The sequence below is a fragment of the Cerasicoccus sp. TK19100 genome (genome assembly GCF_027257155.1).
Classification (GTDB): domain Bacteria; phylum Verrucomicrobiota; class Verrucomicrobiia; order Opitutales; family Cerasicoccaceae; genus Cerasicoccus; species Cerasicoccus fimbriatus.
Genome location: NZ_JAPWDU010000008.1, coordinates 47,645 through 68,060, shown reverse-complemented (window position 1 = coordinate 68,060; position 20,416 = coordinate 47,645). Strand labels below are relative to the sequence as shown.

Genomic DNA, 20,416 nt, shown 5'->3' with positions numbered 1-20,416 from the left:
ACGCAACGCGGTGGTTGACCAGCGTTAAAACTCCTTCTCGTATTTCACGCCGTTGGCGTCTTCGAAATACAACAGGCCGAGCGCCTTGTCCTCACCGATCCAGCGTATTTGCATGGTCGGCTCGACGATGGCTCCGGCTTGATAGGTTTGGCCGTTGAGAATCATTTTACCGCGACCAAACTGTATACCGCTAAGATTCTCAACCCAGTCGAGCACTTCCGGGTCCTGCTGATCATAGACGACGGCGCGCGGACCTTCTATCATTGGCGCAGGCTCAGGCACTACGGTTACCGGTGTGGGTGCGGCAGGCGTCTCCGTGGTTGCTTTGGTGGTGGTGGCTGCCTCGCTGCCGCCGAGAATCTCATCGGTGCTGGATTTCTCGTTTACTTGGGCAACGACGGCCTTGGCCTGATCAATGGAACTCTTGGGAATGTCGGCAATGCGCTCGGGCTTCTTCGCCTCGGTGGTTTCCGCCGCGATTTGCTTGGGCGTGGCGTCATCGTTACCACCGGAAAAGAGCATGACACCCACTGCGACAATGGCCACGAGCAGAAAAATTAAAATGCCGGCCGCAATCAGGATGTGCTTGGTGTGGCTGGACTTCTGGCTGAGCTCCTGGTCCACCAAGTCCGGTGCCGCTTTTTTAATGGGAGGTGGAGCCTTGGCTCCGGTGGGCGGTGGTGGCGGAGGAGCACCGGCGCCTGGAATCGGCGGTGCCGAAACGCCTGGAATCGGCGGTGCCGAAACGCCTGGTGGTGGCGGTGGTGGCCCGCCAACAGCAGTGGGGGGAGGAGGCGGCGTGCCCGGAGGTGGCGGAGGCCCACCCGAAGGAGGAGAGGGAGGCCCACTGGTGGCGGCCGGAGGCAGGGGGGGAGCACCCATGGGGGGCGTGCTCGATCTGGCAACCGGCGGTGGCGGGCCAGCTTGCGGAACGGCCGGACCGGCAGAAGGAATGTCTTCGGAGGCGCTTTGCTCCTCTTCGGAGAGACCCCAGCTCATGTCATCCTTGGGCGGGGTCGGCTCGGTAGATTCATTGGAGGCACCGCGTTTGAGGCCGAGCTTTATCTTTTTCTTCGGTTGCTCAGTGGCTTCGGGCTCCGCGGCAGGCGGTGGGGTTCGGCGGGCGGGTGGCTTGGGAGCGGTGGGTGGTTCCGGTTCCTCGGGCGCAGCTTGCTCCGGTTCGGGCTCGGAATCACGCTTGAGGCCGAGCTTCATCTTGGGCTTTTCCGGCTCCGGTTCAGGCTCGGGTGCGGCCGGGGCCGCGGGGGGAATGGGCGGCTGCGCATCGTCGGTCGAGACCGGGGCGATGGGAGGCGTGTGCTCCTTGGCGGGCTCTGCATCCTGCTGCTTGATCTCATCCGGCGAGCGCTTGAGGCTCATGCGAATGGGCTTCTTTTCCGCCGGTTCTTCGGCGGCGGGCTCAGGCGATTTGGACTCTCCTTTTTTGCGGAGAACCAGCTTCTTTTTACCGCTGGAACTGTTTCCGGTATTCGACTCCTGACTCATCGACGAACTGAATTTCGTTAGTTTTGATAGCGGTGATTTTTAGTTGGCTGCTGGCTTCAACAATCGAGCCCACCTTGAACACTTGATTATTCATCAGCACGCGGCTTTTGCTTCCTGCAACCTTGATGCCTGTTATGCGTGAAGCTTCCAGGAAGGCAATGATTTTCGGATTCGCCTCCTGCTCGACGGCGGCCGGTTGAGGCGCTGCGGGCTCGGGCTCGGCAGTGGTGGTGACCGGCTGTTGCGGCATTGGCTGTAGCTCGGGTTCGGGCGCAGGCTGGCTGTCGAGGTTTAGCGTCATCGGCTCCTGGGGGATGATGACTGGTGCTGCGGGCTTGGGTGTCGGCACCGGTGCTGTTGCGGCTGGCGCGGGCTGGGGCGTTGTCGCGGCGACGGTGGTGGGTTCCGGCGCAGGTGCCGGGGTTGGCTGCGGCTGCGGAGCTGCGGCAACGGGTGTGGGTGCCGGGGTGGAAACGGGTTGAGCGGCGACAGGCTTGGGTGCGGGAGCAACGGGCTGCGGCGCGGGCGGGGGTTCCGGTTTTGCTTGGGCGATAGTTGGCTCCGGCGCGGGCTCAGACTTCGCCTCGGTGACAGCGCTTGGCTTTGGCGTAGGTTGCGCGGCAACCGGTGATGGCACCGGTGCGGGGGCAGGCTTGGGGGCAACGGATTGGGGTTGAGGCGCGGGTGTGGCTTGCGGGTTGATGTTGGCGACTGTTTGATCCTTTGGCGGGGCAATGACCGGTGCCTCAATGCGGGGCGTGACTGGCGTGGGGGCCGGAGTCAGGCGATCTGCGGTGCGGGTGGATTCGTTTGGCTTCGCCGGTGGCGCAGCTGGGGTTGCAGTGCTCGGCTGGCCGGAATTGGGCGATGGCACGATGGTGACGGGCACTTCGGTGATCTGCGGCTCTTCTGGCGGTGGGCTTTTCTTGAGCGCGTTGACCAGGATACCGATCGACGCGATCAGCACCGACAGCACCATGCCGCCAACGACGAGTGCGCGGACGATTTTAAAGCTGGGCTTGTCTGCCGGATTGCCGCTGCGGCGGGGTGGCTTACTGCCGCCGACGCTGGGGATGTCCTGCTTGGCTGGTTTATCGCCGCCCTCGCGTTCGCGCTGGGCCTTTTTCAATGCATCGTTAATGAGGGACATGACGTTTGGTTAGCCGAGGCGTTTAAGGTCTTTGATGGCGCGCGATACATCGCCAAAGCCGATTTCTTCCGAATCGCGAATATAGGCGGCCAGTAGCGCTTTGTCACACAGATTGTTGATGAGGCGCGGCGTGCCGCGGGTGTAGCGGTGGATGCGCCACTGGGCCCACCAGGTGAAGCGCGGGCGGCCATTGCTGCCGGCGGTGGTCAGGCGGTGGCGAATGTAGTCCTGCGTTTCGGTGCGGTCCAGTTGGCTCAAATCGTAGTAAACGAGCACGCGCTGGCGGAACTGACGCAGACGTTTTTCGCGGAGCTTCTCGTTGAGCTCCGGCTGGCCCATGAGGATGATTTGCAGCAGCTTTTGGTCGTGGGTTTCGAGGTTGGACAACAAGCGGAGCTGCTCCATGACCTCGAAGGATAAATTCTGAGCCTCGTCGATAATCATGACGATTTCTTTGCCGCTCAGAATGCGCTGCAGGAGTGCTTCGTTGAGGCGGGCCGTCAGGTCGACATTGCTGCTTTCGGGGATCTTTTCGCCAAGCTCGTGCAGGATATTATAGAGCAACTGCTGCTCGGAAATACGCGGATTGAGGATGAGGATGGTTTCGACTTCGGGCTTGTCGTCGAGCTCGCCCAGTAGGGTGCGGCAGAGGGTGGTCTTGCCGCAGCCGACCTCACCCGTGAGCACGATGAAGCCTTTTTTCTCCTGAATCCCATAGCGTAAATGCGCCAGCGCGTCCTGGTGCGTGGGACTCAAGTAGAGAAACTTCGGGTCCGGCGTCACGTTGAACGGCATTTCGCTGAGTCCGAAAAATTCCTGATACATGAGTTTGGCGTGTGTCGTTAGCGGTCTTGGTTGTCGCCAAGCGGTGTCTTAACTAGGCGCTGTTAAAGCGAAATTTCCCACCGAGCACAATAGCGCGTAGTTTTTTTCCAAAATTTTCAATAATGGCGACATTCAGGTTGTGAGCGCGTAGTGGTAGCAGCGGTGCGCCCGGGAAGTCATTAGGGGTAGTCATACAATGCATAAACGCGAGGGTTTTTTCCTTGGCAATGGATGCTTTGTTTTACAAAGTCAGCCAGTCGTAAATGGCTCTGTTATGAACGTAATGCGCAAATATCAACTCATCCTTCCTGCTTTGGCGGTTGCCCTGGCGGGCGCTTGTGCGGTGTTTGGCGTGGTGTTGATGCAGAGCTGGCGCGAACATCAGGCTTTCCAGGAGCGCAATGAAGCTGCCCACGCCCGCCTGATCGAGCTCAAGGAAAACAACGCCGCGCAACAGGCCTACCTGACCGAGCTGCAGAGCAATCCGGACATGGTGGAACGCGCCGCCCGCGAGCGCCTCGGCTACTCCCGCGAGGGCGAGCTGATCTTCAAATTCGACCGCTGATTCGGGGATTGTTTACGGTTTGTGAAAACCGGTGATTCCTATCACCGATGGATTGCGTTTTTGGCGGTATCTGGGTAGTTTGCCCGGTATTATGTTGCGGGAGTTTAAGCACGTTAAGCAGGAGCCCGGCCCCGGCAAACGCCGCTGGTGGGGTGGCGACGGCTTGGAGTTGACCGCCTGGTTTGACGATGAGGAGCAGCTGACCGGCTTTCAGCTCTGTTACCGCGATCGCGCGCTCACGTGGAATACCAATGGCTACTGGTCGCACGTGACGGTTGGCAACGGAATCAATGAAGATGCAGGGCGCGTGGGTTACTCCGTCGCGGTGTTGCAGGTCAATGGCGCGCCACTGCGTCCGCCGAAGCAGCTCGTCGCGCAATTTGAGCAAGCCTCGTCGACGTTGGCGGATGCTTTGCGCGACACCGTCAGCCGCACGATCCGGACTCTGGCGGCCTGATCGGCTAAGTTAGTTAAAAAGTGCTCTAGGAACCCGTCGAGCGCATGGACGGCTCGGAGGTGGGTTCGATAGCGGGGGCTTCAGGAGTGGGTGCTGCCTCATCGAAGTCTTCGCCGCGCTTGGCCTTCCAGGTTTCCTCCAGCTTATTGTAGAAAGACTTGTCGCCGCCGTCGGCGCTGACAATCAGGATAAACCAATCGCCGTCCTTCATATTTACAGTGATGATGGAGTCATCGATCCACGACTCGCCCGGCTCGAAGTCCAGGGACTGAATCTCGGGATAAGTGGCCTCATAAACATCCAGTTGGCCATCGAAGCTCTCGTAGGAGATCACGCGCTTGTCGGTGAAGAGATTGCCGTCTTCGAGCACGGAGAGGAAACCGCCCATGTAAATGTAGTAAACCTGCTCGTCGGCGTCGATGATGTTGGCCTCTTGCAGCTTGCTGATGTAGCGCGGGTTGATGTCTCCCTTGGCCAACGCGGTGGCGTCAGGCATGTAGCCCTTCTCGATCGCGTAGCCCAAGCCGAAAAGGCCCACGAGGATGAGTCCGATAAAACCGAAAAAGAGAACGGCACAGCCGATGGCGATGTTTTTAAGCATAGCAGTTTAATACGTGTTGTTGTGATTTGGGATAATCCGAATGAGCCAGAAGGCAATAGCTTTATCCGCGCCATTAAATTTAACGGCGTCATCTAAAAGCGCTGCTAACAAGTAGCATTGGCTTTGCTTCAAAAAACTGAGATGAGCTAAGCTAATCTTTTGTTTTCTTTGGATAAGATTATGTTTCGTTCTCTATGTGGAGTACACGCAAGAGAATGGCTGGGCTGATGGCGCTGTTGTTGGCCGGTGGTGTGGGTTCGCTGGTGGCGGATGACAGTGCACAGGAGATGGCGGAGCTGCGGGCAATGCTGAAGGCGCAGCAGCAAATGATCGATGAGCTGTCGCAGGAGGTGAAGTCGTTGCGGGGAGAGCTGGGCTCGGTGCGGGAAGGGTATGTCGCCGTGGAGCCGCCCACCAACCCGAGTGTGGAAGTCGCCGCCAATGAGCAACTGCCACCCCCCGAACCGCCGCCCGTTGACCCGGACCTCAGCTTTACGCACCACGATTGGCAGTTTGAAGTGTATGGCTTTGTGAAGCTGGATATGGCTTACGACACGCATGGCGTTTTTAATGGCGACTTCGTGCGCTACGTTTATCCCGAGGGGCCCTCCAGCGACAGTCAACTGAGCTTTACTGCGCGCGAGACGCGGCTCGGCTTGAAGATTAACGGCCCGCAGTGGGATGGCTGGCGGACCGGTGCCCGTGTCGAAACGGATTTTTATGGCGACTACAGTAGCTCGACGCCGACCCTGCGCATGCGCCTGGCCTACGCCGAGATGGAAAAGGGGCCTTGGCTGTTCCGCGCCGGTCAGGATTGGGATGCGCTGACGGTGGCCCTGCCACGCACGGTCAACTGCGGGGCGTTTGCTTATCAGGGCGCACTGTGGTCGCGACGCCCTTTACTCAAAGCGCAGTGGCAGGACGCGGTTGGCCCCGGGAAACTGAGGGTGACGAGCGCCATTGCCGGGGCGATCAGCGGAGACATCGACGGCGGCGGCACGCCCGATGGCAAGGACTCCGGTGTCCCTAATACCGAGCTGACTATCGCCTACGAACTCGACCTCGCCAAGGACTGGACCCTCACCACCGCAGTTGGCGGCATGTATGGGCAGGAGGCGTTCGACAACGCTTCCGGCGGCGAAACCGACTACGACACCTACGTGGGCATGTTCACCGGCGTGCTCAACTGGAAAGACCGCGCCAAGCTACTCGGGGCCATTTGGTCAGGCACCGATTTGGGCAGCTTTAACGGGGGCGTCGGCCAAACGGTCAACCTCGCCAAGAGCACGTCCGTCGACGCCTGGGGCGGCTGGATTCAGTTACAGACATTTCCCTGGGAAGACATCAACTGGAACATCGGTGCCGGCATCGATAACCCGCGGGACGCCGACTTGAGCCCCGGCATGCGCAAGTTTAACACCACGGCGACGACGTCCATCTTTTACAAACTCACTCCCTACCTGACCATTGCTGGCGAATATAGTTTCCTGACCACCGGTTACGTCGGCCTACCGACGGCAGACAGCCAGCGCTTCCAGGGCTCCGTCATCGTGGAGTTTTAAGTCCGGTTGACTTCGGTGACCGGCCTGTAAGCATGGGCTGGTATGTCCGCCAAACTCAGCATCCTCGCCACGCCGAAGGCTTCCCGCAGCGAAGTCGTGGGTTGGCAGGAGGGGGCGCTGAAGGTCCGCATTGCCGCGCCGCCGGTGGACGGCAAGGCCAACGCCGAGTTGCTCAAGTTTCTCGCTAAATACCTGGGCGTGGCCAAGCGTGATGTCGCACTCGTGAGCGGGGAGGGGAGTCGGCGCAAAGTCGTGGAAATTGCTGGGGTGACCGAGGCGGAATTATTTGTGAAGCTGCCAACTGAGCAGTAGCACACGGCCAAGGTGTTGTAGGCCAGAAGGTAGGCGGATTGCGGCGTGAATCCGGACGGGTGTTGGCGTGAATCCGGGCAGTTGTTTGGTGCGCATAAGCGTGGATTTTGGTCGTTACGTCCACGGACGTAGCCCCTATACGTCCTGGGACGTAGCTTCCTTACGTTCGCGGGCGTAACCTGCCTACGTCCATGGACGTAAGGGGTCACTGGCCCTCGGACTATGCACTAAGAGCGCCGTAAGCCGGAGTCGATAAACGGCTGGATTCAGCGCGGTAACCGTGGCGGTCGCGGGCTGACAACTTCGGCAGGAACCGCATGGTGATCCTACGGCTGCGGATGCCGTGCTAATTACTTTCTTTAGCTGCCTGGCGCTTGTCCATTTCGGCCCAATGGTCCTCGCAGTAGCCTTCACCGTCGAGGTAGGCGAACTCCATATCCGGGTCGCTTTTATCGGTCTTGCCGCAGATAATGCAGGTATGGAAGGCCTCGCTCTCGATTTTCTTTTGCTCTCTTTGGTGGGCTACGCGGCGATTACGCGCCTTGGCTCCTTGGAAGAAGCTGCGACCAAAGAAGAGAGTGACGTTTACCAGTGAGGCGAGCATCAGCGTCCAATCAAAGATGCTTCGCGCGGTAAAGACCCACACAACAATGGTAAACAACGCGATCCACTTGATCTTGACCGGCAGGACAAAATACAGGCGTAGCTCGAAATTCGGATAGACGATCGCAAACGCAAAGGTCACCGATGACATCAGGTACCAGTTGGTTGCGGCGTAGAGTGGCTTGATGTCGGCGGGAAGTAGCGCCCAGTTCATCAGCGAGGCCACCACGGTGCACACCATGCCAATGAGGATAAAAATGTTGAAGCGAAACTCACCCCAATGCTCTTCCAAAGCGGAGCCAAAAATGTAGAACAGCCAAAAGTAGAATATTAACCAAATGGGGCTGATTGCCGGGCTTTCCCATATAAAGGTGAATACGCGCCAGATCTGTCCTTTGAGCACGAGATCGGGGTAGAGCATCAGATTCTCAACGGGAAATGTCGTCAGCAGGCCAAAGCCAAACACCGCGATCTGGCCAATCATTATCCAAAAGGTCAGGTTTTTGATCGCGAAGCGGCCGAATCGCTTGTCCAACTTGTCGAGAAGTGTCGCCATAAAAAAGAACCAGCAAACGCCCATTCGCCGCCGGTTCAAACTAAAACGGATAATTGCGTGGTTGGGGGCGTGTGGGCGATTGTTGCCACGGGTTGTGTAGATGAACGCGGACGCCAGTGAATTAAGTTCGTTACTGATATAGGGTAGCGCAGGCGCGTCTCGCGCCGCACCCCATCAGAGTGGCGTAGGTCGGTCACTTTAGTGGCCGACATGTATCTTAGGCCGAAAGGCAGAGCATAACCAACATGCGGATGGCTGAAGCCAACCGCGCACGCCGTCAGCATGGGGTGCGGCGCGAGATCACCGCTTAGCGGGACAGGCGCGCCTGCGCTACCTTAGTGAGAAAGGCAAGGTCTGCCTCCAAGCTCCCCGTTCTTCCCGTTCTTCTTGTTAAAACGATCTGCGTCTATCGGCGCTATCTGTAGTTCAAAAAACCACGCCTCGCTCGCCAGCTACCCGAGGCACTCGATGGCCAGGTCGCGCATGACGGCGTCCTGGTCCTGCGGTTTGCGCATAAGGTCTTCGAAGGCTTTGGTGAACGAGACCTGGAAATCCACGAGCTGCTTCAGCTTGAGCTGGCGACAGGGCGGGGCGACTTTGTTGCCCAGATACCAGAGGTTTTGCGTGAAGACGTTGAAGTTGCTCTTGTCGTCGAATCCGCCGAAGTGCTGGCTGTATTTGCGCTGGGCGGCCTCAAAGGTGGCCTTGGCAAAGCCACGCGGGCCGAGGGAAATTTCACCGCTGTCCATGAGCACGCGCAGCTGGATCATCAGGCGGTTGCGACCCTGTAGATTTACGATTAGCGGGCGCGCCTCCTTGTGAATGAAGAAATACCGGCGCAGTGCGTCGAGGGTCCAGTTGAGATCGAGCGAGAAAAACGCCTCCACCGGCTCGAAGAAATCGCCTTCGCCAAAGTGCGGCACCATTTGGATCACGATCTCGTCGGTGACCTCGCCTTCCTCGCCGACAAAGGTGCACAGCTTGCGCGTCTCCTCCAGCACGAGCCGGGTGTTGCCGCCGACGAGGCCGATCAATGCCTGCGAGGCACCGTGGGTAAAGTTCGTCTTCAGTCGCTTGCTCTCGGTGTGGATCAGGTCGAGGAGGAAGTCGTCATTGGAGCCGGACTTGAGGTCGGTGTATTCGGAGTTTTTCGCGAACCACTTAAACTCCTTGCGCCGGCGGTCGACGGGGTGCGCGGTGATCAGCACGTCGACGGCATTGGGATCGAGCTTGGCGAGCTCTTCCTGCCATTCGGTGACGAGTTTCTTGGTGCCCTCGGCCCGGCCCGTCACGCTGTCGGCGAAGAAGCTGACGTCCTTGAGCCAGACGACTTTCTTGTCGCCAAACATGGACAGCGTCTGCGTGGCGGAGCGAAACTGATTGAGCGCGGTTTCGACCTCGCCCATGTTCTGGGCGGCACCGTCGATGGTTTCCTTGGAGAAGTCGTCGGTGATGTCCTTGGCCTTTTCGGCAAAGACGGCCTGCCCCTCCCGGGTGACCAGGAAGTCGTCATCGCCACAAATGAAGGTAAAGGGTTTCATCGAATGCTGCCCTACATTGAGCGCGTCCGGCGGGTGGAGGCAAAGCGAAAGTTCGGTTTCGCTCGGTCTGGCTGAATGTTGGCCTAGCGCGCCACGATAAACGAGGCGATTACCGAGAGGAATACGAGTGCTGTGAGCGACCAAAATGCGAAGGAGAAGGTCTTATCGGCTGGTTCGAGCTCGAAGTCTGCGAGGGGCTCATACTCGTAATTCTCATCGTAATATTCGTCGTAATACTCATCCTCGGAATCCTGGTCAGCCATGGTTTCCGGCGTGGATACTTGCTCGACGATGGTTTCGGTTACTACATCCTCAGTTGGCGATTCGTCCGGTTCGGGGAGGCTTATATCGCTGGTGCTGATAACGCTAACGTCCTCTGCCGGTTCGTCGTCCATGACGATGTGGTCATCAATCGAAAAGCGGTAGTTCGCCGGAACCGGTTCGCCATTCAGCGTCCAGCCTTGTCCGGTCATATAGACGAATTGGGAGACGCCGTCCGGTGCCATGTAATCCATGTCAAAGCCGTCCGCCGTGTTGAGGCGGCCCAGGCGGAGCTCCAGCGAGCCGCCGGTATACATGAGCACTTTCTTGGAGGTTCGGCCTATTTCAGAATTGGGCGGCCCGATGGCGTCGATAATTTCCTGCTCGGTCATGCCGCGAAAGAGGTCGGCGGCGTGGGCGTGGCCAGCCAGGCCTACCAGCAGGCACAGTAGGAGTGTTCGTAGCAAATGGCAGCGTATCATTACGCGCGTAGTCTTAGTGATTGAATACCGCCGCGCAACCTGTCTTTTTGTATCTTTATGCCCCAGGACCTAGAGACAGATGAATTTTACATGCGCCATGCGATAAACGTTGCCAAGCGGGCCTGGGGGGATACGCACCCCAACCCAATGGTCGGCGCGATTATTGTGGAGCGCGACCGCATCGTCGCCGAGGGCTGGCATGAGCGGGCAGGGGGCGACCACGCTGAGGTTGCGGCGATCAAGGCCCTGGGCCATCGTCCGCGCTATGACGCCACGCTTTACGTGACGCTGGAGCCCTGCTCGACGCATGGGCGGACGGGCCCCTGCACGGAGGCGATTATCCAGCGTGGATTTGCCCGGGTGGTCATTGGCGCGCGTGACCCGAACCCGAAGCACGCCGGGCGGGGCATCGATATTTTACGCGAGGCCGAGATTGAAGTCGTCGAGGGGGTCCTGGCCGATGAGTGCACGGACATGAATTTGATTTTCAACCACTACATCGTCCGGGAAACGCCGTTCATCGCGGCCAAGGTCGCCATGACGCTCGACGGGAAAATTGCCACCCGCCGACGGCATTCCCATTGGGTGACGGGGGATGAGTCCCGCGCGGATGTTCATCAATGGCGCCGTTTGTTTCCGGCCATCGCGGTAGGTGCGGGTACGGTGATTGCCGATGACCCGGCGCTGACTTCCCGCCGCGAAGGCGAGCCGGTGTTTTGTCCGGTACGCTTTGTCTTTGACCGGCAACTCCGGCTGGCCGATCACTTGCAGTGCAAGGTGTTCACCGATGAGCACCGCGCGAAGACCGTCCTCGTCACGCAGGCGGAGGTCGACCAGATACGCCTGCGCCGCATCAAGTCCGCTGGGGTGACGGTGTGGGAAATACCCAACGATCCGGCGGGGCTCTTTTATAAAGTTTTCCAGAAAAAATGCCTCATGGAGAACCTGACCGGCGTGATGGTGGAGGGCGGTTGCGGCCTGCTCAGCGACATGCTCGCGGAGTGCCTGATTGATTACCTGCTCTGCTATCGCGCGCCCAAACTACTGGCCGATAGCCAGGCACTGCCCGCCTTTACCGGGTTGAACACGAGTGAGATGGCCGACGCCATCGTCCTGAGCGAGCCGCGTCACGTGCTTTTCGGGCAAGACGTTTTCACACGCGGCTTCATGGAGTATCCTGTCGAATGAACACGCCACGCATCATCGTTGCCACGGGCAACGCCCACAAAACCGAAGAGATCGCCGCCGCCCTGGAGCGCGCTGGCGTGAGCATCGAGGTCGTCAGCGCCAAGGCTGTAGGCGGCATGCCGGAGGTCGAGGAAAACGCAAACACCTTCGCCGGAAACGCGCGCCTGAAGGCCGAAGCTTTGCATCGCAAAGTGAAGGAGCAAGCTTTGGATGGCAAAGTAAACTGGGTTCTCGCCGATGACAGCGGGCTGGAGGTCGATGCGCTCGATGGTGCGCCCGGTATTTATTCCGCGCGCTACGCCGGTGCCGGTGCGACGGACGCCGATAACAACGCCAAACTTCTCAAGGCCTTGGAGGGCAAGCCGCCGCACGAACGCGGTGCCCGTTTTGTCTGTACGCTGGTGTTGTTGGGGGATGGCGTGGACGAAATCTTTGCCGGTCATTGCCCCGGGCAGATGCTCGACTCCCCGGCGGGAGATACGGGCTTCGGTTACGACCCGCTCTTTGCGCCCGACGGATACGAGGAAACCTTTGCCCAACTCGGCAGTGCCGTCAAAGACAGCATCAGCCACCGTGCACATGCTTGCCAACTGTTGGCCAAATGGCTCAGAGAGAATTTAGCCGCGGATGAACGCGGATGAAACGCGGATGCCAGCGATGCGTGTTTTTTTGAACTACGGATAGCGCAGATGAACGCAGATATTTTAAACAGGAAGATCGGGAAGAACGGGAAGCTTGGAGGCAGCAATAGTTTGAGAGCAGCATGCTGGCGGAACGCGAAGCTCTGCCTTCGCCCCAAACCCATCTGACTTAGGTAGCGCAGGCGCGTCTCGCGCCGCACCCAATTGGAGTAGCGTAGGTCGGTCTCTTTAGAGGCCGACATGTAGACAGGCCAATACGCAGAGCATAACCAGCATGCGGATGGCTGAAGCCAACCGCGCACGCCGTCAGCATGCTGTGCGGCGCGAGACGTGCCTGTGCTACCTCAATCAGAAAGGGATGATCTTTGAATCGCTCAAAAAACACGCATTGCTGGCATCCGCGATCATCTTTGTTATCTGTAGTTCCAAAAACGCCCCTCGCTGGCATCCGTATTCCATTCGAGCCCATTATCCGCGTCCCATCCGCGTTCATCCGCGGCTAAAAAATTGCGTTTCTAACTTTTCGCCTTCATCGGCATCTGCTTGTCTACCGCTATGAAATCCCGACCCATCCCCGGCTCGACCGGAGAAGTGCTCACTGAATTGCCCTCGCCGTATCTGCCTCATGCGGCGACGGGGCTGCTGCATTTGCCGCGCTTCATCGCGAAGATCCGCTACACGCACCAGCATGGCGAGCTGCCCAAGAGCTACCGCAAAAATTACAAACGCGGCTTCGACCGCTTCCTTTGCATGCACCTTGGGGTGGAGCCCGGCGATGTCGAAACCATCGTCTGCGAAAGCGCAGACGAGACCGAAATGGATCGCCGTTTGCTGGAGCTTTTTCCGGAAGATGTGCAGGCGGCCAAGTGGAATCGCGAAGTCGTCCAAAAGGGCATGACCGAGGCCGGCCGAGAGTTTATCCGCGAGTCACTGGAGAAAATGGGCTGCCTCGACTGGGAGACCGAGGTCAAGTCCGTCGCCGATATGATCGAGCTCGACGAGGGCCGCCTGGGGTAGCTTGAGTGTCGGAATAAATGTTGGCTTTTTATAGGAACTAACCGCGAAAAGCAGTTGTCCTAGCGGGATGCCTCGACGCTCTGCTGGTGACCCCTTACCGCTTTGGATCAAGATACTCGCGCTCCTTGTGCCTATTTGCCTGGCTGGCGGCTACATCGCCTACCAGCATCAAAAGCAGGAGATGCGGGAGCTGGCTAGTAGCAAAAACCTGAGGCTGGTTGGCGGGGCGCAGCAGTACATTCTCGAACCGTCCAGCGAAGTCGATTCGTTGGCTTTTGGGGCGGGCAAGAGCCTTGGAAACATCGGTGGTCAAGGCAGCGATTACCAGGAGCAGATTTTGAGCCTGTCGAGCCAGCAAAACACCTTGCCACAACTGGATTCCGAGCAGTCCATCAAGGCAGACACGAGCTCGCAACTCATGCACAGCTCGAAATCACTGCTTTTAGTGGAGCCGGGGCAGCCGAGCTTGTTTTCGAGCTCGAAGTCGGGAATGGTCTTTCCGGCGGTCGTTACGCCCGAGCCGGAGGAGACCGAGGAGGAAGAAGGCGACAAGGAGGCGTTGGCTGAATGAGTGTTGCCTACATGCTCTTGGCGACCGCGGCTTCATTCTTGTTTTTGTGTGCGGTTTTCGTGCCGTTGGAGCGCGTGTTCCCGGCGAAGCCCGGGCAGCGCTTTTTCCGGCCAAAGTGGTGGTTGGACTTTTGCTTTTTTATCGGGCAATACCTGCTCTGGGGCGGCTTGGTGTTGTGGGTGCTCAGCTATTTTCGCACGGGCTTGACGAGCATCGTCCCGGCGGGCTTTCGCGAGATGGTGGCGTCGCAGCCCTGGTGGCTGATCGGCATCGAAGTCGTCGTATTGAGTGATTTTCTCATCTACTGGGGGCATCGTATTCAGCACAAAGTGGACTTCCTGTGGCGCTTTCATGCGGTGCATCATTCGGCGGAGCACCTGGACTGGCTGGCGGCGCACCGGGAGCATCCGCTTGATTCCATTTACACCATCGGGCTCATTAACCTGCCTGCCTTCGTGTTGGGGTTTCCCATGGAGAGCCTCGCCGCATTGATCGCGTTTCGCGGGCTGTGGGCGATCTTTATACACGCCAATGTGCGGCTGCCGATTGGTCCGCTGCGCTGTCTGATCGGTTCGCCGGAGCTGCATCACTGGCACCACGACAAGGCGCGCGATTCGGGAAACTACGCCAACCTTTCGCCGCTGATGGACAAGCTCTTTGGCACCTACACCTGCCCGGATCACGAGCCGGAGAGCTTTGGTATTCGCGAGCCGATGCCGGGCAATTACCTGGGCCAAATGCTGCACCCGCTCAAGCCCCGTCGCCGCAAAGCCCGCGCAATGGCCCAACAAAAAACCGCTCCGGATGCCCGGGACGGTTCGTGAAATTTTGCGGCACTGCTTTGGCACGATGCGCCAGAGAATCGGCCCAGCGGAATACTGGCTTAGGAGGCCTTCTTTTCGACAGTGTGCATGTAGACGTCTTGCTGCGGGTAGGGAATCGTGATGCCCTCTTCGTCGAGGCGCAGCTTGATGGTCTCTTGCAGGCGGAAGAAGACGTCCCAGTAGTCGACGCGATTGACCCACGGGCGGACGGCGAAGTTGACGGAGCTGTCTGCCATTTCGAGGAGGCCGATGGTCGGGGCCGGTTCTTCGAGTGTGCCCGGGTCGTTGGCGACGATCTCGGTGAGGATGGCCTTTACCTTGCGGATGTCGTCGTCATAGCTGACGCCCACGACGAGGTCCATGCGGCGGGTGTCCTTGGCAGAGAAGTTGGTGATCGGGCCACCGAGAATCTGGCCATTGGGGACGACGATGCCCCTGTTGTCGGGGGTGCGCATGATTGTGTCGAAAATACGGATTTCCTCGACGATGCCAGCCACGCCGCCGGCGTCAATGAAGTCGCCCACGCGGAATTGGCGGAACATGATGAGCATCACACCTGCCGCGAAGTTGGCCAGAGAGCCCTGCAGGGCCAAGCCAATGGCGAGGGTGGCAGCACCGAGAACGGCGATGACGCTGGTGGTCTCGATGCCCAGCTCATCGGCGGCCATGAGGACCACAATGACCAGCAGGGTCGAGTAAAGCAGGTTGGAGAGAAACTTGACGATTGTCTCGTCGAGCTTACGCGCCTCCATGGTTTTACGCGCAATGGCGGTGACCAGTTTGGCCAGCCATTTACCAATGAAAAAGGTAACCAATGCCCACAGAAGGGCGAGTGAGTATTCTTGCAGAATTGCAATCAGATCTTTTGCTTCAGAATCCATAGCAGGTAATGTTGAGTTTTAGAGTTTGAATAATCGGCAAACTATTAAATTCTTAACCCTGTAAGGGCGAATAAATACATAGCTTCACCCTGTTACTTTTCAATGAAAACCTCCAGCATATCTCTCCGGGTCGCGGATTTCTTAAAAGAACATCCTCCGTTTGACATGATCTCGGATGAGGACCGCATCAGCCTGGCTGGTCTGGGCCGGGTAAAATTCCATGAAGGTGGAGAAATCGTCTATGAGGAGGGCGACGAGCGCGGGCGCTTTGCCTATGTCGTGCAAAAGGGCACGGTGAACCTATACCGCAAATCATCGCGCGGTGAAGACCTGATCGATGTGCGGGTGGAGGGGGATTTGCTGGGCTTCCTGTTTGACTCCCCGGATACGCCATACCGCTGCACGGTCAAGACCGCCAGTGACACCATTATCTACGCGATACCCCAGCAAAAGCTCCGGGAGATTGGCGAAAATTACCCGGAGGTGGGCGAATATTTCCGGCAATATTTTGGCGAAGGCTTCAAACCGCGCCGCCAGACCAACACGCCCGACAATGCGCGCGGCATCGATGAACGCCCGGCGCACTGGCTGCAAAAGGCGGGCCCCGTCAACGAGCGTGCCTCGAACCGCCTGCTCACTTATAAGCTGGATGAGCCAATTCACATGGTGGCCAAGAGATTGGCACCCGGCTTGCAGGAAGCCATTGTGGCCGTAGACCAAAATCAGCTGCCGTTAGGCATTATTACCGAGTCCGATCTATCGGCGCGGGTGGCGACGGGGTTGACCTCCGTTAACGCGCCGGCGAGCGAGATTACCTCGCGTAGTTTGATCACGGTGCGCCCGGGCATGAGCGCCGGTCAATTGATTCTGGAAATGCTGCACCATCGCCTGCATCACTTGATCGTGACGGAGGATGGCACGGTCAACTCGCCGGTGGTAGGCATCATTAGTGACCGCTCGATCCAGATGCTCCACGGGAGTATCCCCACCTTCTTGGCCAAGGAAATCTCGGTCGCCGAAACCCCGCATTCGCTGGCGATATTGCGCGATCGCGCCGACGAGCTGCTCTTGCACTTTATTGAGGGCGAGGCGCAGGTCTACTGGTTGTCAGATTTTGTCGCCGAGGTGGACGGTGCTGTGCTGGAGCGTGCTGTCCAGCTGTGCCGGGAAAAGCTGAAAGCCGAGGGCTTTATCGAGCCGGATGTCCGCTGGGCATGGCTGGGGATGCACAGTGAGGGCCGCAAGGAGCGACTCCTGCGTTCTTCCCAACGCACGGCCATGATCTATGATGAGCTGCCGGAGGGCAATGCCGGGTTAGAGGCAGAGAACTGGTTTAAGCACATGGCTAACGAGGTCACTGCGATGCTCGCCCCGTGCGGCTTCCCGTTGGACCCAGAGGCGCGCATGGCTACCAATTTCGATTGGCGCGGTGCGCTCAGCGTCTGGAAAGAACGTTACCGTGCATGGATTGCGTGCCCGATCGAGAACGACATTTTGCGCAAAACGCCGTATTTCGACGCCCGTTGCCTTTACGGCGATCAGAGCTTGTTGGATGAGCTGCGCATTCACATCCAGGAGTGCATCCACCAGAATCCGAACTTCATCCCGATCCTGGCTAATGACGCCATGGACAATCTGCCGCCGATCACGATCTTCCGTGACTCGGTGATGGACCAGTCGGGCACGCTCTGGACTAGCATCGACACGAAGCTCCACGCGCTGATGCCGCTGGTGGATATTGCCCGCGTGTTCGCGCTGAGCCTCAATCTGGACGATACCACCTTTACGCCGATTCGCTTTAAGCGCGTGGCCCGCCACTTGGTCGAGCAGCGGGAGCTGTTTGAGGAAGCTGCCGAGGCCTTCAGCCATGCGATTCGTTTGCAGACCCGGCTGGGCCTGCGCCGCGGCGACGACGGCCAGTACGTGAAGCCCGAGGACCTGCCCCGAACCGAGGTGCAGCGCTGCAAGGCGATCTTTAAAACCGTGGTGCGGCTGATGGAATTCTCCGCCGAATACTTTGAACTCGAAGGAAAATCTTTGTCATGAATTTGTTCGGCGACGATGACGAGATCCAGGTCTACCGTGACTCTTTTAACGAGGAGTTGCTGGACAGCACACCGGTCAATCAAGTGCGCTTCGTCGCGCTGGACTGCGAGACGACCGGCCTTGACGCGCGAAAAGACTCCATCATCACCATTGGTGCCGTGACGGTGCAGGACGGCACCATCCTGCTGGAAGACCAATACGAGGCGCTGATTAAAATCGCCTACAACACCTCTTCGGTCGTCGTGCACGGCATCACGGCAGAGGAAGCCGCCGAGCACGGGATGGATGAGGCGGAGGCGTTGGTCGGCCTGCTTGGATATTTGAAGGACGGTTTTATCGTTGGCCACCACATTGGCTTTGATGTCGAGGTGATTAAAAACGCCTGCCAGCGCCGCTTCGGCCTGGACTTTAAAAACCGCTGGCTCGACACGATGGACCTGACCCTGCACCTCGAGCGCGACGGCATGTTTGACGATCTGGACTCCAACGCTCCGTTCCAGCGGACACTGGAGGCCTCGCCAGATTTCGCCCGCTCACGGGACTTCTCACTCGATGGCCTCTGTCGCCGATTTGGCGTGGACCCGCATGATCGCCACACGGCCGCAGGTGACGCCTTTATCACCGCGCAAATCTTCATCAAGCTGCTGCGCGTCGCCAAGCGCGCCGGCCGCACGACCATCGGCCAGCTCAGCGAGCGCTACGTGGATGAGGAAGCCACTGGGCAAGGCAGCGCACATTGATCGCGGGCTGAGTTGTCTTTTTTATTAGCCAAGGCTTGGTTGACAAACCTGGTTTTGATCCTCTTAATCTTGAACTTTACGCATGCTCGGGTGGCGGAATTGGCAGACGCGCTGGGTTTAGGTTCCAGTGTCTTACGACGTGCAGGTTCGACCCCTGTCCCGAGTACCAGCTTTCCGCTGGATCATTCGATTCGCGCCATGTGCGCAGTCGATCGTAGGCGGATTCGGTAAATGACACCTGTGTACGCAAATGCGCCGACCCCCCAGGCTGATAAAGGGCCGACGCTTGCTAGTTGCTTAGGAAAAATGCTTACTGTGCGGACTTCCGACGTCGACGAAGCATGACGAGGCCAAGGGTCACAAAACCAACGATGCTGGCCCATTCGGCAGGCTCCGGCACGGCAACGCTCGGGATCATGTTGGTGCTGCCGTAGTCAACGCTGCTTTGATCCAACTGCAGGCCGTAGGTGACACCATGCTGCACGCCGGTCCATTGGATGCTCAGGTCGGTGATGTTTGAGTAAGTGCTGACATCCCACTGGTAACCGTAAAGATTGATGAAGAGGTCTTGCGGTTCGCCTTCTGGAGGGGTGAACGTGCCGTTGTTATAGGCCTGCATGAGCTCGGTGATGTCCGGGCTGAGCGTGATCGATTGGCTGGAACCATAGCTGATGGTCAGCTCGGGGGATTGGATGTCGCCGCCGTTATCGAAGAAGTCGTAACCATTGGATTCACCGATGCTGATTTGGAACACGATCGTGGAAAGTCCGGTGACCGGGCTGCTTTCGTTGACGGCAAGGGTGCCACCATTCAGATTGGCATCGCCAGAAAAGCCGCCGTTGTAGAGGCCGGAACTGGCCGGGAAGGGGCCGCCGCCTGCGCCATTGGACACCTTGTCGAGGATTGCCGTGGAGGCTCCGGTTTGTGGGGCCATGCCGCTGGGCCACGGACCGCTGCCCGGGAAGCCGGGGTAGCCCGGATATTCGGCTGAGGTGAGGGTATACCAGCCGTCAGTGCTGGTCGTTCCCGTGTCAAAAGCCACTGGTTGAGGGCCCGCGAATTGGGCCAGTAGGGCGGACGGAGCCAAAGCTGCGCCGCCAATGAGGATGCTTAGTGTTTTCAGTTTCATTTGTATCGCTTGTTGAAAGTGTGACTCTGTCTCAATTCGAGGCCCTAAGTTGAGAGACTGAGATTCAATGTCAATACGCATTCTTGTGTTTTTTTGAATAAAGTCCTCGGTCGCACTCAGGCCTACGCCGATTTTCCTTTTTCCTTGGGGCTTTTTCCGTTTTCTTTCGCCCATGCGCCTTCGTCCTTGGCAACGCCTTCGCAAACGCCGCGAATTTGATCGCGAGCGCGGTATTGGGCTGCGCTACGAGTGCCCGGCGTTCCTGTGCCGGGTGCTTCCACCGATGGATCCCACGGCGCGCCCGTGCCGCCGATTGGGGGTGATTGCATCGCGGCGGGTGGGCGGTGCCGTCCAGCGAAATCGCGGCAAACGCATGTTGCGCGAGGTGTTTCGGCTCAACCAGGAATGCCTGCCCGATCATTGCGACGTGATTTTTGTCGTCCGCAAGGAGCTATACGATCAGACGCTACCGCAGCTTGAGGAACGTTTTCGTGACGCTGCCGCCCGCGCGGTGAAGCGCTGGAAGCGTGAAAATGAACCCCCGCCCGCGTCGTGAGCTGCGGTCAGCCCAGCCAACCCGATACCGATGACGCCGAGTCTTCGAAGCTAACGCCGGAAGAGGCGGCCCGGGCCGGGCTATTGGCCAAATTTGCCGCATTTTGGGTTCGTGTTTACCAACTGACGCTTTCACCGATGAAAAGGCTCATTCTCGGGCCGGGTGGCGGATGTCGTTTTCATCCAACATGTTCGGAGTACACCCGCGTCGCGATTTTACGGCACGGGTTCTTTAAGGGCGGTTGGTTGGGCTTCGTGCGCATTTTAAAATGCGGCCCCTGGCACCCCGGTGGGTGTGATCCGGTTCCGGGCCGAAGGCTCGGGAGGAAAAAGGAAAAAGATTAAAGGAAAAAGGTTTGGTGGCGAAACGGCCATTGAGTTCGATACATCGGTTCGAGCTTTA

At 58.6% G+C, this 20,416-nt stretch carries 22 protein-coding genes and 1 tRNA gene; 14 read left to right on the top strand and 9 right to left on the bottom strand.

Going from position 1 to position 20,416, the window contains the following annotated elements:
• Nucleotides 1-24 precede the first annotated feature (24 nt).
• Genes O3S85_RS18940 through O3S85_RS18930 form a run of 3 tightly spaced genes read right to left on the bottom strand, consistent with a single transcriptional unit; the run spans nt 25 to nt 3,481 of the window.
• Nucleotides 25-1,506, bottom strand: coding sequence for a hypothetical protein (locus tag O3S85_RS18940; protein ID WP_269542526.1), 1,482 nt, complete (start codon nt 1,504-1,506; stop codon nt 25-27).
• Nucleotides 1,466-2,656, bottom strand: a complete 1,191-nt coding sequence (locus O3S85_RS18935) for a hypothetical protein (protein WP_269542523.1) — start codon at nt 2,654-2,656, stop codon at nt 1,466-1,468. Before O3S85_RS18935 ends, O3S85_RS18940 begins: the two co-directional genes overlap by 41 nt.
• Before the next feature lie 9 nt (nt 2,657-2,665).
• Entirely contained in the window at nt 2,666-3,481 is an 816-nt protein-coding gene (locus O3S85_RS18930) for an ExeA family protein (protein ID WP_269542519.1), read from the bottom strand.
• A gap of 283 nt (nt 3,482-3,764) precedes the next feature.
• Here O3S85_RS18930 and O3S85_RS18925 point away from each other — a divergent pair, with 283 nt between their 5' ends.
• Nucleotides 3,765-4,046, top strand: a complete 282-nt coding sequence (locus O3S85_RS18925; RefSeq protein WP_269542515.1) for an FtsB family cell division protein — start codon at nt 3,765-3,767, stop codon at nt 4,044-4,046.
• A 31-nt stretch (nt 4,047-4,077) separates the two neighbouring features.
• Complete coding sequence (locus tag O3S85_RS18920; protein ID WP_269542513.1) at nt 4,078-4,503, top strand: hypothetical protein; 426 nt, start codon at nt 4,078-4,080, stop codon at nt 4,501-4,503.
• Nucleotides 4,504-4,528: 25 nt separating this feature from the next.
• Here the strand turns inward: O3S85_RS18920 and O3S85_RS18915 are convergent, their stop codons facing one another.
• Entirely contained in the window at nt 4,529-5,104 is a 576-nt protein-coding gene (locus O3S85_RS18915) for a hypothetical protein (RefSeq protein ID WP_269542512.1), read from the bottom strand.
• Nucleotides 5,105-5,319: 215 nt separating this feature from the next.
• On the opposite strand from O3S85_RS18915, the gene O3S85_RS18910 reads away from it, so the two are divergent.
• Entirely contained in the window at nt 5,320-6,666 is a 1,347-nt protein-coding gene (locus tag O3S85_RS18910) for a hypothetical protein (protein ID WP_269542511.1), read from the top strand.
• 42 nt (nt 6,667-6,708) lie between these two features.
• A complete protein-coding gene (locus O3S85_RS18905; RefSeq protein WP_269542508.1) occupies nt 6,709-6,978 on the top strand; it encodes a DUF167 domain-containing protein in 270 nt (89 codons plus the stop codon).
• Between the two features lie 346 nt (nt 6,979-7,324).
• On the opposite strand, the gene O3S85_RS18900 is transcribed toward O3S85_RS18905, so the two are convergent.
• The 3 genes from O3S85_RS18900 to O3S85_RS18890 all read right to left on the bottom strand — a co-directional run bounded on the left by O3S85_RS18900 (nt 7,325) and on the right by O3S85_RS18890 (nt 10,406).
• On the bottom strand, nt 7,325-8,137 hold the full coding sequence (locus tag O3S85_RS18900; protein WP_269542506.1) for a rhomboid family protein: 813 nt from the start codon (nt 8,135-8,137) through the stop codon (nt 7,325-7,327).
• A gap of 452 nt (nt 8,138-8,589) precedes the next feature.
• Complete coding sequence (gene holA, locus O3S85_RS18895; RefSeq protein WP_269542504.1) at nt 8,590-9,678, bottom strand: DNA polymerase III subunit delta; 1,089 nt, start codon at nt 9,676-9,678, stop codon at nt 8,590-8,592.
• 83 nt (nt 9,679-9,761) lie between these two features.
• Nucleotides 9,762-10,406 carry a hypothetical protein gene (locus O3S85_RS18890; protein ID WP_269542502.1) on the bottom strand — a complete coding sequence of 215 codons (645 nt, stop codon included), beginning with the start codon at nt 10,404-10,406 and terminating at the stop codon, nt 9,762-9,764.
• A 72-nt stretch (nt 10,407-10,478) separates the two neighbouring features.
• Here O3S85_RS18890 and ribD point away from each other — a divergent pair, with 72 nt between their 5' ends.
• From ribD to O3S85_RS18865, 5 genes are all read left to right on the top strand, one after another.
• Entirely contained in the window at nt 10,479-11,609 is a 1,131-nt protein-coding gene (gene ribD, locus O3S85_RS18885) for a bifunctional diaminohydroxyphosphoribosylaminopyrimidine deaminase/5-amino-6-(5-phosphoribosylamino)uracil reductase RibD (RefSeq protein ID WP_269542500.1), read from the top strand.
• Nucleotides 11,606-12,250, top strand: a complete 645-nt coding sequence (gene rdgB, locus O3S85_RS18880; RefSeq protein ID WP_269542498.1) for an RdgB/HAM1 family non-canonical purine NTP pyrophosphatase — start codon at nt 11,606-11,608, stop codon at nt 12,248-12,250. The genes ribD and rdgB overlap by 4 nt, the downstream gene beginning before the upstream one ends.
• 555 nt (nt 12,251-12,805) lie before the next feature.
• Nucleotides 12,806-13,267 carry a DUF5069 domain-containing protein gene (locus O3S85_RS18875; RefSeq protein ID WP_269542496.1) on the top strand — a complete coding sequence of 154 codons (462 nt, stop codon included), beginning with the start codon at nt 12,806-12,808 and terminating at the stop codon, nt 13,265-13,267.
• A 67-nt stretch (nt 13,268-13,334) separates the two neighbouring features.
• A complete protein-coding gene (locus O3S85_RS18870; protein WP_269542493.1) occupies nt 13,335-13,838 on the top strand; it encodes a hypothetical protein in 504 nt (167 codons plus the stop codon).
• Nucleotides 13,835-14,662 carry a sterol desaturase family protein gene (locus tag O3S85_RS18865; RefSeq protein ID WP_269542491.1) on the top strand — a complete coding sequence of 276 codons (828 nt, stop codon included), beginning with the start codon at nt 13,835-13,837 and terminating at the stop codon, nt 14,660-14,662. Before O3S85_RS18870 ends, O3S85_RS18865 begins: the two co-directional genes overlap by 4 nt.
• A 59-nt stretch (nt 14,663-14,721) precedes the next feature.
• On the opposite strand, the gene O3S85_RS18860 is transcribed toward O3S85_RS18865, so the two are convergent.
• Nucleotides 14,722-15,543 (bottom strand): mechanosensitive ion channel family protein, encoded by an 822-nt coding sequence (locus O3S85_RS18860; RefSeq protein WP_269542489.1) that lies wholly within the window; start codon nt 15,541-15,543, stop codon nt 14,722-14,724.
• A 102-nt stretch (nt 15,544-15,645) separates the two neighbouring features.
• Here O3S85_RS18860 and O3S85_RS18855 point away from each other — a divergent pair, with 102 nt between their 5' ends.
• From O3S85_RS18855 to O3S85_RS18845, 3 genes are all read left to right on the top strand, one after another.
• Nucleotides 15,646-17,589: a DUF294 nucleotidyltransferase-like domain-containing protein gene (locus O3S85_RS18855; RefSeq protein ID WP_269542487.1), complete on the top strand. Its 1,944-nt coding sequence runs from the start codon at nt 15,646-15,648 to the stop codon at nt 17,587-17,589.
• A complete protein-coding gene (locus O3S85_RS18850) occupies nt 17,586-18,329 on the top strand; it encodes a 3'-5' exonuclease (RefSeq protein WP_269542485.1) in 744 nt (247 codons plus the stop codon). The genes O3S85_RS18855 and O3S85_RS18850 overlap by 4 nt, the downstream gene beginning before the upstream one ends.
• 84 nt (nt 18,330-18,413) lie before the next feature.
• Nucleotides 18,414-18,498: transfer RNA gene (locus O3S85_RS18845), tRNA-Leu, on the top strand.
• A 141-nt stretch (nt 18,499-18,639) separates the two neighbouring features.
• On the opposite strand, the gene O3S85_RS18840 is transcribed toward O3S85_RS18845, so the two are convergent.
• Complete coding sequence (locus O3S85_RS18840; protein ID WP_269542484.1) at nt 18,640-19,458, bottom strand: hypothetical protein; 819 nt, start codon at nt 19,456-19,458, stop codon at nt 18,640-18,642.
• A 172-nt stretch (nt 19,459-19,630) separates the two neighbouring features.
• Between O3S85_RS18840 and rnpA the strand changes: the two genes are divergently transcribed.
• Nucleotides 19,631-20,014 (top strand): ribonuclease P protein component, encoded by a 384-nt coding sequence (rnpA, locus tag O3S85_RS18835; protein WP_269542481.1) that lies wholly within the window; start codon nt 19,631-19,633, stop codon nt 20,012-20,014.
• Nucleotides 20,011-20,358 (top strand): membrane protein insertion efficiency factor YidD, encoded by a 348-nt coding sequence (gene yidD, locus O3S85_RS18830; RefSeq protein ID WP_269542479.1) that lies wholly within the window; start codon nt 20,011-20,013, stop codon nt 20,356-20,358. The genes rnpA and yidD overlap by 4 nt, the downstream gene beginning before the upstream one ends.
• The last annotated feature ends 58 nt before the right edge of the window (nt 20,359-20,416 follow it).

Excerpts from the sequence above, each read along its gene's own strand:
- O3S85_RS18940 (WP_269542526.1), bottom strand. The coding sequence starts at position 1,506 with ATGAGTCAGGAGTCGAATACCGGAAACAGTTCCAGCGGTAAAAAGAAG.
- O3S85_RS18935 (WP_269542523.1), bottom strand. The coding sequence starts at position 2,656 with ATGTCCCTCATTAACGATGCATTGAAAAAGGCCCAGCGCGAACGCGAG.
- O3S85_RS18930 (WP_269542519.1), bottom strand. The coding sequence starts at position 3,481 with ATGTATCAGGAATTTTTCGGACTCAGCGAAATGCCGTTCAACGTGACG.
- O3S85_RS18925 (WP_269542515.1), top strand. The coding sequence starts at position 3,765 with ATGCGCAAATATCAACTCATCCTTCCTGCTTTGGCGGTTGCCCTGGCG.
- O3S85_RS18915 (WP_269542512.1), bottom strand. The coding sequence starts at position 5,104 with ATGCTTAAAAACATCGCCATCGGCTGTGCCGTTCTCTTTTTCGGTTTT.
- O3S85_RS18910 (WP_269542511.1), top strand. The coding sequence starts at position 5,320 with ATGGCTGGGCTGATGGCGCTGTTGTTGGCCGGTGGTGTGGGTTCGCTG.
- O3S85_RS18905 (WP_269542508.1), top strand. The coding sequence starts at position 6,709 with ATGTCCGCCAAACTCAGCATCCTCGCCACGCCGAAGGCTTCCCGCAGC.
- O3S85_RS18900 (WP_269542506.1), bottom strand. The coding sequence starts at position 8,137 with ATGGCGACACTTCTCGACAAGTTGGACAAGCGATTCGGCCGCTTCGCG.
- holA (WP_269542504.1), bottom strand. The coding sequence starts at position 9,678 with ATGAAACCCTTTACCTTCATTTGTGGCGATGACGACTTCCTGGTCACC.
- ribD (WP_269542500.1), top strand. The coding sequence starts at position 10,479 with ATGCCCCAGGACCTAGAGACAGATGAATTTTACATGCGCCATGCGATA.
- rdgB (WP_269542498.1), top strand. The coding sequence starts at position 11,606 with ATGAACACGCCACGCATCATCGTTGCCACGGGCAACGCCCACAAAACC.
- O3S85_RS18875 (WP_269542496.1), top strand. The coding sequence starts at position 12,806 with ATGAAATCCCGACCCATCCCCGGCTCGACCGGAGAAGTGCTCACTGAA.
- O3S85_RS18870 (WP_269542493.1), top strand. The coding sequence starts at position 13,335 with ATGCCTCGACGCTCTGCTGGTGACCCCTTACCGCTTTGGATCAAGATA.
- O3S85_RS18865 (WP_269542491.1), top strand. The coding sequence starts at position 13,835 with ATGAGTGTTGCCTACATGCTCTTGGCGACCGCGGCTTCATTCTTGTTT.
- O3S85_RS18860 (WP_269542489.1), bottom strand. The coding sequence starts at position 15,543 with ATGGATTCTGAAGCAAAAGATCTGATTGCAATTCTGCAAGAATACTCA.
- O3S85_RS18855 (WP_269542487.1), top strand. The coding sequence starts at position 15,646 with ATGAAAACCTCCAGCATATCTCTCCGGGTCGCGGATTTCTTAAAAGAA.
- O3S85_RS18850 (WP_269542485.1), top strand. The coding sequence starts at position 17,586 with ATGAATTTGTTCGGCGACGATGACGAGATCCAGGTCTACCGTGACTCT.
- O3S85_RS18840 (WP_269542484.1), bottom strand. The coding sequence starts at position 19,458 with ATGAAACTGAAAACACTAAGCATCCTCATTGGCGGCGCAGCTTTGGCT.
- rnpA (WP_269542481.1), top strand. The coding sequence starts at position 19,631 with ATGCGCCTTCGTCCTTGGCAACGCCTTCGCAAACGCCGCGAATTTGAT.